This is a genomic window from Hydrogenophaga luteola, from assembly GCF_042648585.1.
In the GTDB taxonomy this organism is placed as follows: domain Bacteria; phylum Pseudomonadota; class Gammaproteobacteria; order Burkholderiales; family Burkholderiaceae_C; genus Hydrogenophaga; species Hydrogenophaga luteola.
In genome coordinates this window covers 74,958-90,017 of record NZ_JBHRXX010000001.1, presented here as the reverse complement: position 1 = coordinate 90,017, position 15,060 = coordinate 74,958, and the positions used below count along the sequence as shown (strand labels likewise).

Below are 15,060 nucleotides of genomic sequence, written 5' to 3'. Positions count from 1 at the left end.
TGTTGTGCGACTCAGGGAGCGGAGCTGCTCCATCCTTCGCGGTTGAAGGGGTCCTTGCCTGTGAGCATCAGCTGTTTCCTAACGACAAAGGCATCGGGTTTCTGAAGGCTGAACTGCCAGGGGACCAGCGACACGGGAAACGGGTCGTCGCGTCCATCGGTCGCAATCGGCTTGTTGTCCAAGTATGGGTTGATGCATCCACCGATGGACCTGCACAAGATGATTGGCACCTCAGCGTTGGGCATGAACGTTTCGGACACTTTCATTGCACCCTTGGCGCCCGCGTCCTTGACCATCACGAGGGGGCGTACGCTGACATAGGTGTTGTCGGTGGCTCCCCCCGCAACCGCTCGGCTGGAGCTGTCCTGCACCGATCCCACAATGCCGTGGTCTGACGCGATGACGATGGTTGTCTGATCGTAGACACCGGCCTCTTTCAGATGATCCAGGTATTGGGCCACCAGTCGCAGTGCGCACCGGGCGGTGTTGGCGTGCTGGAGAGAGAACAGGCTCTTGTGACCCAGCTTCTGGAGTTCTTCGGTGGACACATTCAGCTGGGTGGCCTTGGGAAGACAGTCGAGACCCATGTAGTAGGGCTCGTGGGGCAGGATGTTGGTGATCACGTTGAAGGCAGGTGCAGCGTCATCGACCACCGTCAGGTCCTTCAGAGAATCGAGCTCAGCCCACTCTCGGAACGTGGTACCCGCTGAATGGTCGAGAAAAGGTTGCCACGGGCCCTTGGCATAGATCGCCTCCTTCATGGCATACGGCGCGACGCGCATGGCACCCAGCAGCGATAACAGGTTGGCGTAGTTGGCCTCCGCGAGTGCGTGGACCGGAAAGCCCATCTGCTGGGCCTTCTGTCGCGATACACCTGCGGGGATGTGCGAACAGACCACACCGTCCCAGTTCAGAAAGCTGCAGTCCCCCATCATGGTGAAACCCAGTCCCCGGGGGTTGACCACGTTTGTGCGGTATCCCTTCTGAGCGAAGTTGCGAGGGAGGATGGAAAAGGCCTCAACCGACAAGTCCTTCAGCGGTCGGCCCCGGGCGTTCATTTCGACGGGAAGGTAGTCGTAGCCACCCATCAGGGGATGGACGCCTGCGATCGAGTTCTCACCGGCCGAGACGCTGCGTGGGTACCAGGTAAACCCGCTCAAGCGGTCTGCGAGCTGAGGTTCGTCTTTCAGGGCCGATTCCACATGAGAGCCCATGAAGCGGTCGAGAAAGATGAACAGCGTGTTCGGCTGTGTTCGAGAGAACACCATGGGCCTGGAGTGCGTTGGTGTTTCGTTGATGTCTCCGGCCAGACCCACCTGATCGCGGGACGCACTGAAGCCTACGGCCAGGGCAATTGAAACGTTGGCCATCATGACCGCGCCCAGAACCGATCGAGAGCCAAACCGCAGCCAGCAGTACCGCAGCGCAAACGCGACCGCGAGTACGACCACCAGATCCATGGCGCTTCTGAGCAAGATATCCTGCAGCGGGCGCGCAAGCTGCTCGAACGCAAGCCCGGTCAGCATGGGGTAACCGAACGGCAGCACAAAGGCGTACATCCAGCCAAGGAAGAACGCGCCGGTGGCCACCACCGCCATGGCGGCGCGCAATCCAGGGACAGCGGCCAACAGGTAAATGAATGCCGCGCTGTACACAATCACCATCACGTCCCGCACATTCACCTTGAGCAACCGATCCAGGTGGATGCCCAGCTCTCCCGGTGAAGTCAGAAAGGTGGTGATGGGAATGGCGACCAGAACCAGCAGCGCAATGCCAAACATGGACAACAGGAACAGCGCAAGCCTGTATCGGCCCACGAAAACCGCCAGCGCGCTGTGGGACGGTTTGTCCGCCACATACCAGCCCAGGACCGAGGCCAGCCCTGACGCGACAATCGTCCCGACGGAACACTCGTGCCAAAGGGACAGGTTTGCCACGAGAAACAGCAGGCTCACCTGAAGAGAGAACACGACGCCCGCGTGCTCGCCCGAACCCGTCCGTTTCAGCAGAGTCGTCGCTGTGGCGACGATGAAGAACCCGACAACAAAGACAACCAGAGCTTCCATCGGATGTACTGTTCAGCGTCGCCGAGCGACCATGTTGCGGACCAAGGACCAGAGGTTGTTGATGGTCCAGTACAGCACGAGGCCCGAGGGGCTCGCGTACAGCAAGACCAGAAAGACCAGCGCCAGTGCAATGCCCTGCCCGCGCTGCCCTTTGTCTTTCACGTAGTAGGTCACCGACAGCACATTGATGGCCGTCATCAGCAAGGGCAGGAGATGCAGGCCACCGAGAAGGCCGTCGGGCTTGCCCAGGTCGCTGATCTGTCCGAATGCGTGGCCGTTCAGCAAGTGGGAACCGGAGAGGAACTGGAACACGGTCGCAAACACCAGAATCTGCAGCAGCAGTTCGTTGGAGGAGAACAGGGCGTGAATGGGATGGTGCCCAAACTGCCGGTGGACGGCACGGATGTAGAAGTAGCGCTCGCGACCCTGAAAGTTGGCTTTCATGCGCGCAACCTCCTTGTTCATCGCGGCGAGTTTTTCCCGTCCAGCCTTTGCTCGGGCCTCCATCTGCCGGTAGGCCGGTGCCAGCAGCAGGTTCAGCAGAAGCGCAAAAACGATGATTCTCGGGCCTGAGTCGAGCCCGGGGACTGCGTCAAAAAGCCACCGGTAAATCACCATCAGTGGCTGCAGGAAAAGGATGTCGAGGATCTCGAACATCACGCACGAACCTCGCGTGTGCTGATCGATGCGCCAGTCTTTTCGACGGCGTAGAGTTCTGCCAGCTGGCGTGCTGCCACATTGCCCGCTTGCCCAAAGTTGTAGACCAGCTGGCTGCGCACTTTCTCCAGTGTTTCGACAGAGTGCGAGCGCAGCACCCTTTCCAGATGATCCGCGATGTGGTCGATCTCGGTGGGTTGCACCGGGACGATGAAATCGCGGCACTGTTGCTTGAGTTCGCTGTCGCCACCGAGCAGCTCGCCCTCCAGTCCTCCCGTCTTCATCTGACGATCAATGACCACCACTGGGCGCTCGTAAATGAACGCGAATTCGTGCGCGATGCCAGAGATGTCGCTCAGAAGAATGTGGGCACTCGACAGCGCCGACACGGGTGTTCTGTCCGTGCTGACCTCGACGCCGTCCAGTCCGAGAATCTCGCTGTAGAGCTCTGGTTGGGAGACTCTCATCTGGGGGTGGGGGCGAACGATCACACGGAAGCGCCTGGCAATGGTTTTCACAAAGCCGGTTCCAAACGCCTCGAACATGCTCAACGGTCCCCAGCTCGGGGCGATCAGCACGACGGGCTCCCCTTCGAGAGGAGGTGCTTGCCGTGCAGCCTTGGTCATTTCGTCGTAGTGCGGAATTCCGGTTTCCAGCAGGTTCTTCGGGCTTGCCTGTCGGATTGATTCGATGCGCCGGATATTGGCTTTCACAATGGGGCCGCAACACAGTACTGAGTCGAAGTGGTCGTAGGCGTATGGGCGCACGAAGCGGGACTCTCCCAGCGCGTGTTGCACCATGGCGTAGTGCCGGACACGCCGCGAGCGGCGGAAGGTCATCACATCCAGCTGCGGTGTTGTGGTCACCAGGAGCGTGGCCTCGATGTTGTTGAGGTAGGCGTAGCCCATCATTCCCTCAGGGATGGCGCGATGCACCGTTCGGTTGGGGAGGGCTTCGAAGGAGGTATCCCTGGGATACATCGTGAAGAAGGTTACCTCGATGCCTTGTGCATCCAGCGCACGGACGATCGGGAGGAATGTGATCTCATAGCGCGGGTCCTCGCAGTGAATCGCGATCTCGCACCGTTGATCCCGGCGCCGCACGCGAAAGAACCAGTCGATCGCCCGGTAGTAGATGCCACGCACTGCGAAGTAGACAGAAACCACCAGTCCCGTGACCACATAGAAGAGCGCACTGCCTGTGCCGGGGTCGATGTAGGCAGCAGCCGGAGACGAGTACAAGACCAGGGCCACCGCTGCCAACAGGACGTGCGAGCGGTGCTGTCGCCAAAGGGGGGGCTGGTGCATACAGTTCTATGGAAAGCGTGTTCAGGCGACCTGGGCCAGCGTGCGCCGCAGGTTCATTGGCTGTTGGTTTCCGCCACAAAACTCCCGCTCTTCCCCCCCCGCTTCTCCATCAGCCGCACCCCGCTGATGGTCATGCCGCGGTCCACAGCCTTGCACATGTCGTAGATCGTCAGCAGTGCCACGCTGGCGGCGGTCAGGGCTTCCATCTCCACGCCCGTCTGGCCGGTGCATTCGGCGGTGGCGCGGCACAGTACGCTGCTTGAAACCTCGTCCACCTCGAACTCCACCGCCACCCTGGTGAGCGCAATCGGATGGCACAGGGGTATCAGGTCGCTGGTCTTCTTCGCGCCCTGGATGCCCGCGATGCGGGCAATGCCCAGCACGTCGCCCTTTTTCGCTGTGCCGCTCTGGATCAGGGCCAGCGTGGCGGGAAGCATGGTGATACGGCCCTCCGCGATGGCCACCCGGTGGGTGCTGGCCTTGGCGGACACGTCGACCATGTGGGCCTGGCCCTGGGCGTCGAAGTGGGTGAGCGGACTGGCGGGTTGAGCGGGTGTGTCGGTCATGGCGGCGGTTCTTTGCGCGGTCTTTACAGAAACCTCTGGGGCTTGGCGGCATCATACGGGGATGGTTTTCCACGCCCGCACCCCGCTGTCGCCGTCTTCCCGCCGCTGGTCTGTCGCCGTGCTCGCCGCCGCGCTGCTGCTCCCGCCCTCTGCGGTCACGCAGGCGCAGTCCGGCGTCAACCTGCCGTCGCTGGGCGACGGCGCGGGCATGTCCATCGCAGCCGAGCGGCGGCTGGGTGACAGCATCGCGCGCGACCTCTACCGCGACCCGGACTATCTGGACGACCCGGTACTGGTCGACTACCTGCAGACGCTCTGGCAACCCTTGCTGGGCGCGGCGCGGGCCCGGGGCGATGTGCCGCCCGAGTTGTCGGAGCGCCTGGCTTGGCAACTGCTGATCTCGCGCGACAAGCGGGTCAATGCGTTTGCTCTGCCTGGCGGGTATCTCGGGGTGCATCTGGGGCTGGTGGCAGCGACCGAGTCGTCTGCGGAGCTGGCCAGCGTGCTCGCGCACGAGCTCAGCCACGTTTCGCAGCGCCACATCGCGCGCATGCTCACCAAACAGGACCAGGCCGCGCCCTGGCTGATGGGGGCTCTCATCCTCGGGGTGCTGGCGGCGCGGGCCAATGTGGATGTGGCCAACGCCGCCATCGCCGGCAGCCAGGCGGTGGCGATCCAGAATCAGCTCAACTTCTCGCGCGACATGGAACGCGAGGCCGACCGCGTCGGCTTCGGCGTGCTGACCGGCGCCGGGTTCGAGCCCCTGGGCTTTGTGACCATGTTCGAGAAGCTGCAGCAGGCGGCGCGGCTCAACGACGATGGCTCGTTCCCCTATCTGCGCAGCCACCCGCTGACCAGCGAGCGCATGGCCGACATGCGGGCCCGGGTGCCGCTGGCCGAGGCGCCACCGACCGGTCCGCGCGTCGGCGCTCCGGTCACCGGGCCGGCGGCATCGCCGCCCAAGGCCTTGCACGCGCTGATGGCAGCGCGGGCCCGGGTGCTTTCGGAGAACGGGCCCGACCGCCAGCGTGCCTGGCTGCAGGCCGGACAGGCGCCCAACGCAGCGCCCGCCGCCCAGTACGCGGCGGCCCTTTCGGCCCACCGGCTCGGGCAGTCGGCGCAGGCGCTGTCCATCGTGCGCCAGGCCCGTGCCGCCGCCGCGCCGGGTACCCAGGGGGCCTGGGACCTGCTTCAGCTGGAAATCCTGATCGGGCCGAACGCCCGTGCGCTCAACGACGCTTCGCTGGGCACACTGCGGGACCAGGCACTGGCCGGCAGCACGCGGGCCGATCTGCTGTTCGGGGCCCAGGCGGCGCTGACCAGCCAGGGCGCACTCGTCGGCGCCGCCGCCCGTCTGCAGGCCTGGGTGGTGGCACAGCCGAAAGACGCGCAAGCCTGGCAGACGCTCTCACGGGTGCAGGCCGCGCTGGGGCAGCGCCTGCGTTCGGTGCGGTCGGAGGCCGAGGCGCGGGCGGCACAGATGGACTACGGCGGGGCGCTCGACCGCCTGCGCGCCGCCCAGATGCTGCCGCCGGCAGAACGCAACGCCGACCCGATGGAGCTGGCCATCGTCGATGTGCGTCGGCGTGAAGTCGAGGAGCTGCTGCGCGACTCAGCGCGACAGGAGTGACTTCACCGCGGCGTCCACCACCAGCATGATTGCCGAGTAGATCAGCGAGCCGAGCAGCGCGGCGCCGAAACCGTTGACGTGGAAGCCGTCCAGCACGCTGGCCGCGGCCCAGAACAGCAGTGCGTTGATCACGAACAGAAAGAGGCCCAGCGTGATCAGCGTGACCGGCAGCGTCAGCACCACCAGGACCGGGCGCAGCACCATGTTGAACAGCCCGATCACGAAGGCGGCGATCAGGGCCGAGGTGAAACTCTGCACCTGCACACCGGGGTACAGATAGGCCACCAGAAGCAAGGCGCAGGCGGCAAGCAGCCAGGTCACGAGTGTTTTCATGCGGCCAGCATAGCACCGGCCATGAAAAAGGGCGGCCCCCTTTCGGTAGGCCGCCCCGGGGCGTTGAGAGCTCGGCCGATCAGGCGCCGGCTTCTTCCGCGGGCTTCTGGCGCGAGGCCACGAACTTGCCGATGGCCAGCACCAGCAGCGCACCAGCGACGTGGGCGGTCCAGTACAGCGTGTCGGAAATGACCGCCAGGCCCTGGCCGTCCACCGAACCCAGCTTGGGCATCCAGGTCCACTTGTCCGGGTTCACGAAGGCGGGGTCGGTCACCAGCATGCCGCCGGCGATCCAGCCCAGCAGCATGCCGCCGGCCACGATGATCACCGGGAAGCGGGCCATCAGCTTGATGACCAGGGTGCTGCCCCAGACGATGATCGGGATCGAGATCAGCAGGCCCAGCACCACCAGCAGCAGCGAGTGCTCACCCGCGTTCTGTGCGGCGCCGGCGATGGCGATCACGTTGTCCACGCTCATCACCAGGTCGGCCACGATGATGGTCTTGATGGCGGCGAACAGCTTGTCGCTGCCCTGGATGTCGCCGTGACCGTCTTCATCGGGTGCGATCAGCTTGATGCCGATCCAGACCAGCAGGATGGCGCCGACCAGCTTGAGGAAGGGCACGTTCAGCAGCGTCATGGCGAACGCGATCAGGACCACGCGCAGGATGATGGCGCCCGCCGTGCCCCAGATGATGCCTTTGGTGCGCTGCGCAGGCGGCAGCTTGCGGCAGGCCAGCGCGATCACGACCGCGTTGTCGCCCCCGAGCAGGATGTCGATGATGATGATCTGTCCCAGAGCGACCCAGAACTCGGGTGAAGTCAGGAAATCCATTGGATGCCTCGTTGTGTGGTGATGGGCCCCTGACAGTCCGGTTCCGGCGCAAACCAACCCTCGGCACCGGATGCTTTGCATCGGCGCGAAGGGGCAGTGAGGCCTAGATCGGTCCGCGGGGACAGTCCAAAGGTCTTGCTCAGGCCGGTGGCGGACACCGGGCTCGGATCGCCGGAAGCGTGTGCTTCGTCCTGACGACGACCCGAACGGGTTGAAACGGTGCGCCGAGCGCGGTTCCCTCCCGGAGAGCTACTCCCCTTCGAGTCCGGCGATTGTAGCGGTGCGTCCCTCCATTCGACCCTGGCGGCCGGTAAGCACTTTCCACACCGTATCATCGCCGTCCCATGGCCGGCATCCACATCACCGACATCGAGGCAGCGATCAACTACTGGCGTGAGCGCTCTCCCTCGCCTGACGCAGCCGCGCCTTTGACCTTGCCCCTGCGTGCTCTGGCCGAGGTCTACGCGCTGATGACCTACCACCGGCAGACCGAGACCGACGAGGCGACCTTGCCGCCTGCGGCCCGCCAGGCCTGGCTGTCCTGGTTCGACACCACGCCGGACACGCCCTGCATCGCCATCTGCTCGACCAGCCAGGGCGACGAGGTGTGCAAGGGTTGCGGCCGCAGTTTCGATGAAGTGCAGCACTGGACAGCCATGAGCCCGGCCGAAAAACGGGGGGTGTGGCGGCGCATCACCCTGCAGGGCGATGCCTGGCGCTTCAACCGCTACGCCGAGCGGGCGATCGAAGAGAAAGCGGGCTAGGCCGGGATCGTGTAGTTCGCCTGCGTCACGTTGTCGATGCCGCAGGTCAGGTCGCCGATCCAGCCGATGAACTCCTTCACCGCGTCGCCCGCCAGCGGCGCGCCGTGCTGCGGCACGATCATCTTGATCGGCAGGTCCCGGACCATATTCGCCCAGAGACGCAGGATCTTCTGCGACACCATGTAGCGGCGGTGGAAGGCTTCCATGCGGGCCAGGTGGGGCGCCAGGCTGGTGATGGGTTCGCCAGCTTCCTTGGAGGTGCCCAGCGACACGCCCAGGTCCCCGGAGAACAGGATCTTGCTGACCGGGTCCCAAAACTGGAAGTTGCCTTCGGCGTGCATGAAGTGCGCCGGCAGCGCGACGATCTCGCTGCGCCCGAGCTTGATGCGCATGCCGGGGTCGGGGATGCCGATGATGCGGCCCGCGGTCTTGCCCGGCTTGCAAAAGTGGGGGGCAAAGCGCTCCCAGAGCTTGGAGATATAGAGCGTGGCCTGGGTGCTGGTCATCCAGCGGTCCAGCGAGGCGATGATGTCCGGGTCGGCGTGCGAGGCCAGGATTTCGGTGAGCTTGTTCGGCGGAAAGTAGCGGCCGATGGTCAGCAGAAGCTCGTTGTAGGCCATGTTGCCGCCTGGGTCGATGATGGCGCCCTGGTCGCCATCGATGATCAGGAACTGGTTGGCCTGCACGGCTTCGCCGCCCTCGTCGCTGAGGTGGGCAAACATCAGGCAGACGTGCCCGTTCTGGTTGAACAGTTCAATGGCCATGGCCGGGGCTCCTGGGGCGCTTGCGCCCTGCGTCGGGCGGTGGCTGAGAGAGAAACAAGCGCCGGACTTTATGCAGGGGCATCCAAGTGCCGGTTGCGATATGTCAAACGCGTCACAGACTGTGCATGAAAAACCGCACAACTTCGGGGGGTTGTCCGCCCAAAATGCAAAAAGGCCGGACAACTGGTGCCCGGCCCCGGCCAGATTTATGCAAAAGAATTACGTGCGGCGCGCCAGTTCGGCGGCTTTCCCGACGTAGCTGGCCGGCGTCATGGCCAGCAGGCGATCTTTCTCGGCCTGAGGAATCTCCAGGCTGCGGATCAGCGCGTGCAGCGCCTCGGCGGTCACGGTCTTGCCGCGCGTGACTTCCTTGAGCTTCTCGTAGGCGCCTTGCACACCGAAACGGCGCATCACGGTCTGGATCGGCTCGGCCAGCACTTCCCAGGCGGCGTCCAGGTCGGCGGCCAGGGCCTCTTCATTGAGTTCCAGCTTGTTCAGGCCGGTCATCAGCGAGCTGTAGGCCAGCACGGCGTAGCCCAGGCCCACGCCCATGTTGCGCAGCACGGTGGAATCGGTCAGGTCGCGCTGCCAGCGGCTGATGGGCAGCTTCTCCGACAGGTGCTTGAGCACGGCATTGGCCAGGCCCAGGTTGCCTTCGGCGTTCTCGAAGTCGATCGGGTTGACTTTGTGCGGCATGGTCGACGAGCCGATCTCGCCGGCCTTCAGGCGTTGCTTGAAGTAGCCCAGGCTGACGTAACCCCAGATGTCGCGCGAGAGGTCGATCAGGATGGTGTTGGTGCGCGCGATCGCGTCGAACAGCTCGGCCATGTAGTCGTGCGGCTCGATCTGGATCGAATACGGCTGGAAGGTCAGGCCCAGGCCCAGCGGCTCGGGCGTCTCGATGACCTTCTTGCTGAAGGCTTCCCAGTCGAAGTCGGGCCAGGCGCTCAGGTGGGCGTTGTAGTTGCCTACGGCGCCGTTCATCTTGCCCATCAGCTTGACGGCTGCAATGCGCTCGCGTGCGCCGGCCAGGCGCACCACCACGTTGCCCAGTTCCTTGCCGACCGTGGTCGGACTGGCGGTCTGGCCATGGGTGCGGCTGAGCATCGGCACGTCGGCGAACTGGTGCGCCATTTCGCGCAGGCGGGCGATCACCTGGTCCAGCGCGGGCAGCAGCACGGCGTCGCGGCCGCCCTTGAGTTGCAGGGCGTGGCTGGTGTTGTTGATGTCCTCGCTGGTGCAGGCGAAATGCACGAACTCGGCGGCCTTCTCCAGTTCGGGGCGGGCGTCGAACTTGGACTTGATCCAGTACTCGACGGCCTTGACGTCGTGGTTGGTGGTCTTCTCGATCTCCTTGATGGCCACGGCATCGGCCTCGGAGAAGTTCTTTACCAGGCCCATCAGGTAGGTGCGGGCGCCGGGAGAGAGCGGCTGGAATTCGTCGAAGCCGGCGTCGGACAGGGCGATGAACCAGGCGATCTCGACCTGCACGCGGCGGTGCATGTAGCCCTGTTCGCTCATGAACGGGCGCAGCGGCGCCAGCTTGCCGGCGTAGCGGCCGTCCAGCGGCGAGAGGGCGGAGACGGGGGTGAGGCTGCCGGAGGCAGCGGCGGGTGGGGCAGAGGTCGGGCGCATCCATGGATTGTAGAAGGCGGGTCCGGCGCCCGGCCGATCCCCCAGGCCGCCACGGGCGGTGGAGGCGCTCGCTAAAATGGCCTGCCCAGGGACCCCCACAACTCCACTCCTCATGAAACTCATCGGCGCCGTCACCAGCCCGTACGTCCGCAAAGTGCGCGTCGTCATGGCCGAGAAAAAGCTCGACTACCAGTTCATCCAGGAAGACGTGTGGTCGGCCGACACCTCGATTGCCACCTCCAACCCGCTGGGCAAGGTGCCCTGCCTGATCATGGAAGGCGGCGAGGCGGTGTTCGATTCGCGCGTGATCGTCGAGTACCTGGACACGCTCTCGCCGGTGGGCAAGCTGATCCCGCCCTCGGGCCGCGAGCGCGCCGAGGTCAAGACCTGGGAGGCGCTGGCCGACGGGGTGATGGACGCCGCCATCCTGGCGCGGCTGGAGTCCACCTGGCCCGGCCGCAGCGAGGAGCAGCGCAGCCAGGCCTGGATCGACCGCCAGATGGCCAAGGTCGACGCCGCGCTGGTGGCGATGGCGCGCGGCCTGGGCGACAAGCCCTTCTGCTCGGGCATCCACCTCAGCCTCTCCGATCTGGCCGTGGGATGCGCGCTGGGTTACCTCAGCTTCCGCTTCCCGCAGCTGGAGTGGCGCACCACGCACCCCAACCTGGCGCGCCTGGCCGACAAGCTGGCGCTGCGTCAGAGCTTTGCCGACACGCGCCCCAGCTGACCGTCAACGGGTGGCCTGCCGCCTGAGCCAGCGCATCAGCGCACCCAGCACGGGCAGCTTTTCGTACAGTTCTTCGGCCGCGTCCCAGTAGTCGCGGTGGTCGAGCACACGGCCGTCCGGCGCCAGCCGCAGGTGCGAGCCGCCGCGCACCACCTGTTCGGTCGTGGTGTCGAAGCGGCGCATGCGGAAGCGGAACTCCCAGACCAGGAAGGCCTGCTCGCCATCGACCAGCTGGCCGGTGATCACGAAGTGCGGCTGGTGCAGCGACGCGAACATGTGCTCGAATATGCGGCGGATGGCGGGCAGCCCGCGCACCTCGTTGAACGGGTCCTTGAAGCGCGCGTCGGGCGTGTAGAAGCGGTCCAGCCGGTCCAGGTCCTGCGGCTGCAGCCGCGCGTAAAAGTCCGCCAGCCGCTGGACGGCTTCGCGCAGGTCGGTCGATGGGGTCATGCCGCTTTATAGACCGGTGGCGCGGTGCACCAGCGGGAAATAGGCGCGGTAGGGCAGCAGGCGCAGCAACTTCATCCAGACCGTGAAGCGGCGCGGGAAGTGGACCTCGAACCGGCCGGCCGCAATACCCTCGAGCATGGCGCGGGCTGCCTCGTCCGGCGAGATCAGGGCTGGCATCGAGAAGTCGTTCTGCGCCGTCAGTGGCGTCTTCACGAAGCCGGGGTGCACCACGCTCACACCGAGGCCGCGCGGCGCCAGGTCGAGGTGCAGTGTCTCGGCCAGGTGGGTCAGCGCGGCCTTGGTCGGGCCGTAGGCCAGGCCCTTGGGCAGCCCGCGGAACCCGGCCACGCTGCTGACCAGGCTGATGTGGCCCTGGCCCCGGCCGATCATGGCCGGCAGCAGGGCGTCCAGCAGGTTCAGCGCGCCGCCGTAGTTGATCGCCATGTGCCGCTGCATCTCGGCCAGGTCGAAGGCCTCGGCCCGCAGGGCGCGGTAGTGGCCGGCGCAGAACAGCAGCACGTCGATCGGCCCTTCGGCCAGCACGGCGCGGGCGGTCAGCGCCACGGCCTGCGCGTCGGTCACGTCCATGGGCCAGGCCTGCACCGGGGCGGGCTGGCCGGGCCGGGTGTGCCGGTCCACCAGCGCCTGCAGGCCGGCCTCGCTGCGCGCCGACGCGAGCACGGTAGCGCCCAGGCCGATCAGCCGCTCGGCGGCGGCCAGGCCGATGCCGCTGGAGGCGCCCACCACCCAGACCCGCAGGCCCTGCCAGGAGCCGATGCGCGGGTTGAATGAGCGCCACAGACCGGTACCCTGGCGCGGCGGGGCCGCACCGGTGGTGGCGGGGTCGACAAAGCTGTGGTTCATGAGGAGCGCCGCACGAAGCTGAGCGTGACCTCGCCCAGGCGGATGCCGAACTTGCTCATCACGGCCTTGTTGAGCATCACCCGGTCATCCAGCAGGTACATCCAGTCGTCGAACTGCACGTTCCACACCCGGCCGTCCACCGGCAGCGCCAGGGTGTAGCCCCAGCGGAAGGCGTTGCCCGCGGTCTGGCCTTCGGCCACACCGACCACATCGTCGGCGCGGCCGGTGTAGCGGCCGTTGCCCTCGTGTTTCAGACGCCAGATGCGCTTCTGCGTGGTGCCGTCCGAGTAGGTGAAGTCCTCGTCGAGCACACCTTCGTCGCCGTTCCAGGTGCAGCGCATGACCACTGTGAAGCGCCGCACCACCTGGCCGCTGCGGTCGGTGAACACGCCGTAGGCGTCCAGCGTGCCGTTGAAGTACTGGCGCAGGTCCAGCACGGGTTTTTCGGTGGCGTAGTCGCCAACCTGCGGGCCGGCGCAGCCGGTGATGGCCAGGGTGGCGGCGGCGCCGGCGGTGAGCAGCAGTCGTCGTTTCATGGGTGAACTTTCAGGGTGTCGGGCAGCGGCGCGCGGAGCGCGGCGGGGCGGATGACCAGCAACTGCAGCAGGGCCGCGGCCAGCAGCTTCAAACCGCAGGGCAGCAGGCAATAGGCCACGGTGAGGGTCCACAGGGCCTGCGGATCGCGTGCGCCGGGCTGGTAGCCGAAGGCGCCCAGCAGCGGAAGGGCCAGGCCGGCCGCCAGTGCCAGGTTGAGCTTGGCGGCGAAATTCCACCAGCCGAGGTAGGCGCCCTCGCGCTGGCCGCGTTCGCCCAGCTCGTCCATCAGGCCCGTCAGCAGCGCCGACGGCAGGGCCAGGTCGGTGCCCAGGGCGATGCCGGAGAGCGCGCAGACGATCAGGAAGGCGGTCACGTCGCCCGCGCCCAGCGTGGCGGCCCAGATGAAGACCAGCACCGACAGCGCCATGCCCGCCAGCCAGCTGCGCGCCAGGCCCAGGCGCGGCACCAGCCGCACCCACAGCGGCAACGAGAGCGCGGCGCAAAGGAAGTAGGTGGCCAGGAAGGCCGGCTCGACCGAGGCCGGGGCCTGCAGCCGGTCCTGCACGAAGAACAGCACGAGGGTGGCGGGCACCGCGCTGGCCGTGCCGTTGACCACGAACACCGCCAGCAGGCGCACGAAGCGGGGCTGGCGCAGCGGATGGGCCAGCGCGTTCTGGTGCGCCAGTGCGCCCAGCGTCAGTCCGCGCGCTGTGGGCACTACGGCGGCGCTCCAGGCCCACCAGCCCAGCGCCAGCAGCACCGCAAACGCGGCCACGGTGGTACCCAGCCCCAGCGTGCCTGGCAGCACGGCGGCGGTCAGCACACCCACCAGGGCCAGGCCTTCGCGCCAGGCGCTGATGCGGCTGCGCTGCGCCTCGTTGCCGCCCAGGCGCGTGCCCCAGGTCTGGTGCGCCACGCTGGCCACGCTGTAGGCGGTGTAGGTGACGGCCATCAGCACGCCGGCCCAGGCCAGCAGGGGCACCACGTCGCCCCGCAGGGCCGGCGGAGGGAACAGCAGGCCCCACAGACCCAGGGCGAGCACCAGCGCCGCCGCCGCGCCCGCGCTGAGCACGCGGCGGTGGCTGCGGGCGAAGAGCCGGTCAATCCAGCGGCCGATCCAGGGGTCCAGCACCGCATCGAACAGGCGCGCCGCCAGCAGCACCGCACCGAGTGCCGCCAGCGGCACTGCGAACGAGCGCGCGTAGTGGTTGGGCAGCACCACGTACAGCGGCAACGCCACGAAGGCCAGCGGCAGGCCCAGCAGCCCGTAGCGCAAGCCGGCGCGCCAAGCCCCGGGCGCGGTGAAGCGCTCAGCAGGGGCAATGGCCGTGGTGGTGTCCATGGGTGGCTCAGCGTGCGGCGCCAGCGATCAGGGCCTCGCGCAGCTTGGGCTGGGAGGTGCGCGGCGAGAGCCAGATGCCGAAGAAGCGCTCGGCGAACACCGGGTCGTCGACCACGCCGCGCAGGCGACCGTTGTAGTAGAAGTGCGCGCCCCGGCCGGGCAGGTGCACACCCATCAGCCGGTCGCCGGGCGCGACATCGGGAAACACGCGCTCCATGGCGGCCTTCCACTCGGTGGCCTGGGCGGGTGTCAGCGGGGCGATGTCCTGCATCTCGTCGATCGAGCGCTGGGCGATGTCGGCGCCCTTGAACGTGCGCCGGTACTGCAGCTCCAGCGCCAGGCGCTGCTGCTCGAAGCCCTCGGCGCGGAAGGCGGGCGGGGTGTAAAGCGTGGCGACGTAGACCTCGAAACCCCAGTAGCGGAACAGCGACTGCCCGCGCGGCGCCTTGCCCGCGAGCGCCGCCTCGGCGGCGTCGGCCGGCGTGTTGGCGTGCACAGTGGTGGGCAGGGGCAGCCACAGTGCCGCGGTGATGGCCACCACGGTGAAGGCGCGCTGGGGCAGGGTGTGTCGCATGGCGGTTCT

Annotated in this window: 16 protein-coding genes; 3 read left to right on the top strand and 13 right to left on the bottom strand. The window is 66.5% G+C overall.

Annotated elements, in window-relative coordinates; translation table 11 throughout:
• Positions 1-11: 11 nt before the first annotated feature.
• From ACFOPI_RS00395 to moaC, 4 genes are read right to left on the bottom strand one after another with little or no spacing between them, the layout of a single operon-like run.
• Positions 12-2,066 (bottom strand): hypothetical protein, encoded by a 2,055-nt coding sequence (locus tag ACFOPI_RS00395; RefSeq protein WP_382169651.1) that lies wholly within the window; start codon positions 2,064-2,066, stop codon positions 12-14.
• Positions 2,067-2,078: 12 nt separating this feature from the next.
• A complete protein-coding gene (locus tag ACFOPI_RS00390; protein WP_382169649.1) occupies positions 2,079-2,723 on the bottom strand; it encodes a YidC/Oxa1 family membrane protein insertase in 645 nt (214 codons plus the stop codon).
• Entirely contained in the window at positions 2,723-4,030 is a 1,308-nt protein-coding gene (locus tag ACFOPI_RS00385) for a hypothetical protein (protein ID WP_382169647.1), read from the bottom strand. The genes ACFOPI_RS00390 and ACFOPI_RS00385 overlap by 1 nt, the downstream gene beginning before the upstream one ends.
• 53 nt (positions 4,031-4,083) lie before the next feature.
• Positions 4,084-4,596, bottom strand: coding sequence for a cyclic pyranopterin monophosphate synthase MoaC (gene moaC / locus ACFOPI_RS00380; protein ID WP_382169645.1), 513 nt, complete (start codon positions 4,594-4,596; stop codon positions 4,084-4,086).
• A gap of 61 nt (positions 4,597-4,657) precedes the next feature.
• On the opposite strand from moaC, the gene ACFOPI_RS00375 reads away from it, so the two are divergent.
• A complete protein-coding gene (locus ACFOPI_RS00375; protein ID WP_382169643.1) occupies positions 4,658-6,226 on the top strand; it encodes a M48 family metalloprotease in 1,569 nt (522 codons plus the stop codon).
• On the opposite strand, the gene ACFOPI_RS00370 is transcribed toward ACFOPI_RS00375, so the two are convergent.
• Together ACFOPI_RS00370 and ACFOPI_RS00365 are read right to left on the bottom strand one after the other, a co-directional pair.
• The gene (locus ACFOPI_RS00370) at positions 6,209-6,559 is read right to left on the bottom strand and encodes a phage holin family protein (RefSeq protein WP_382169641.1); all 351 of its coding nucleotides are present in this window, start codon (positions 6,557-6,559) and stop codon (positions 6,209-6,211) included. The genes ACFOPI_RS00375 and ACFOPI_RS00370 overlap by 18 nt on opposite strands.
• 79 nt (positions 6,560-6,638) lie before the next feature.
• Complete coding sequence (locus ACFOPI_RS00365) at positions 6,639-7,394, bottom strand: TerC family protein (RefSeq protein ID WP_382169639.1); 756 nt, start codon at positions 7,392-7,394, stop codon at positions 6,639-6,641.
• A gap of 344 nt (positions 7,395-7,738) precedes the next feature.
• Here ACFOPI_RS00365 and ACFOPI_RS00360 point away from each other — a divergent pair, with 344 nt between their 5' ends.
• A complete protein-coding gene (locus ACFOPI_RS00360; RefSeq protein WP_382169637.1) occupies positions 7,739-8,158 on the top strand; it encodes a DUF3717 domain-containing protein in 420 nt (139 codons plus the stop codon).
• Here ACFOPI_RS00360 and ACFOPI_RS00355 read toward each other — a convergent pair.
• Together ACFOPI_RS00355 and purB are read right to left on the bottom strand one after the other, a co-directional pair.
• Positions 8,155-8,922: an MBL fold metallo-hydrolase gene (locus tag ACFOPI_RS00355; RefSeq protein ID WP_382169635.1), complete on the bottom strand. Its 768-nt coding sequence runs from the start codon at positions 8,920-8,922 to the stop codon at positions 8,155-8,157. The genes ACFOPI_RS00360 and ACFOPI_RS00355 overlap by 4 nt on opposite strands.
• Positions 8,923-9,141: 219 nt before the next feature.
• Positions 9,142-10,557 (bottom strand): adenylosuccinate lyase, encoded by a 1,416-nt coding sequence (purB, locus tag ACFOPI_RS00350; RefSeq protein WP_382169633.1) that lies wholly within the window; start codon positions 10,555-10,557, stop codon positions 9,142-9,144.
• Positions 10,558-10,669: 112 nt separating this feature from the next.
• Between purB and ACFOPI_RS00345 the strand changes: the two genes are divergently transcribed.
• A complete protein-coding gene (locus ACFOPI_RS00345) occupies positions 10,670-11,284 on the top strand; it encodes a glutathione S-transferase N-terminal domain-containing protein (RefSeq protein WP_382169631.1) in 615 nt (204 codons plus the stop codon).
• Between the two features lie 3 nt (positions 11,285-11,287).
• Here ACFOPI_RS00345 and ACFOPI_RS00340 read toward each other — a convergent pair whose 3' ends face one another.
• From ACFOPI_RS00340 to ACFOPI_RS00320, 5 genes are read right to left on the bottom strand one after another with little or no spacing between them, the layout of a single operon-like run.
• Complete coding sequence (locus ACFOPI_RS00340; protein WP_382169629.1) at positions 11,288-11,734, bottom strand: nuclear transport factor 2 family protein; 447 nt, start codon at positions 11,732-11,734, stop codon at positions 11,288-11,290.
• Between the two features lie 6 nt (positions 11,735-11,740).
• On the bottom strand, positions 11,741-12,598 hold the full coding sequence (locus ACFOPI_RS00335) for an SDR family NAD(P)-dependent oxidoreductase (protein WP_382169627.1): 858 nt from the start codon (positions 12,596-12,598) through the stop codon (positions 11,741-11,743).
• Positions 12,595-13,134, bottom strand: coding sequence for a DUF3833 domain-containing protein (locus tag ACFOPI_RS00330; RefSeq protein WP_382169625.1), 540 nt, complete (start codon positions 13,132-13,134; stop codon positions 12,595-12,597). Before ACFOPI_RS00330 ends, ACFOPI_RS00335 begins: the two co-directional genes overlap by 4 nt.
• Positions 13,131-14,477, bottom strand: a complete 1,347-nt coding sequence (locus ACFOPI_RS00325; protein WP_382169623.1) for an MFS transporter — start codon at positions 14,475-14,477, stop codon at positions 13,131-13,133. The genes ACFOPI_RS00330 and ACFOPI_RS00325 overlap by 4 nt, the downstream gene beginning before the upstream one ends.
• 7 nt (positions 14,478-14,484) lie before the next feature.
• Positions 14,485-15,051: a chalcone isomerase family protein gene (locus ACFOPI_RS00320; protein WP_382169621.1), complete on the bottom strand. Its 567-nt coding sequence runs from the start codon at positions 15,049-15,051 to the stop codon at positions 14,485-14,487.
• Positions 15,052-15,060 lie beyond the last annotated feature (9 nt).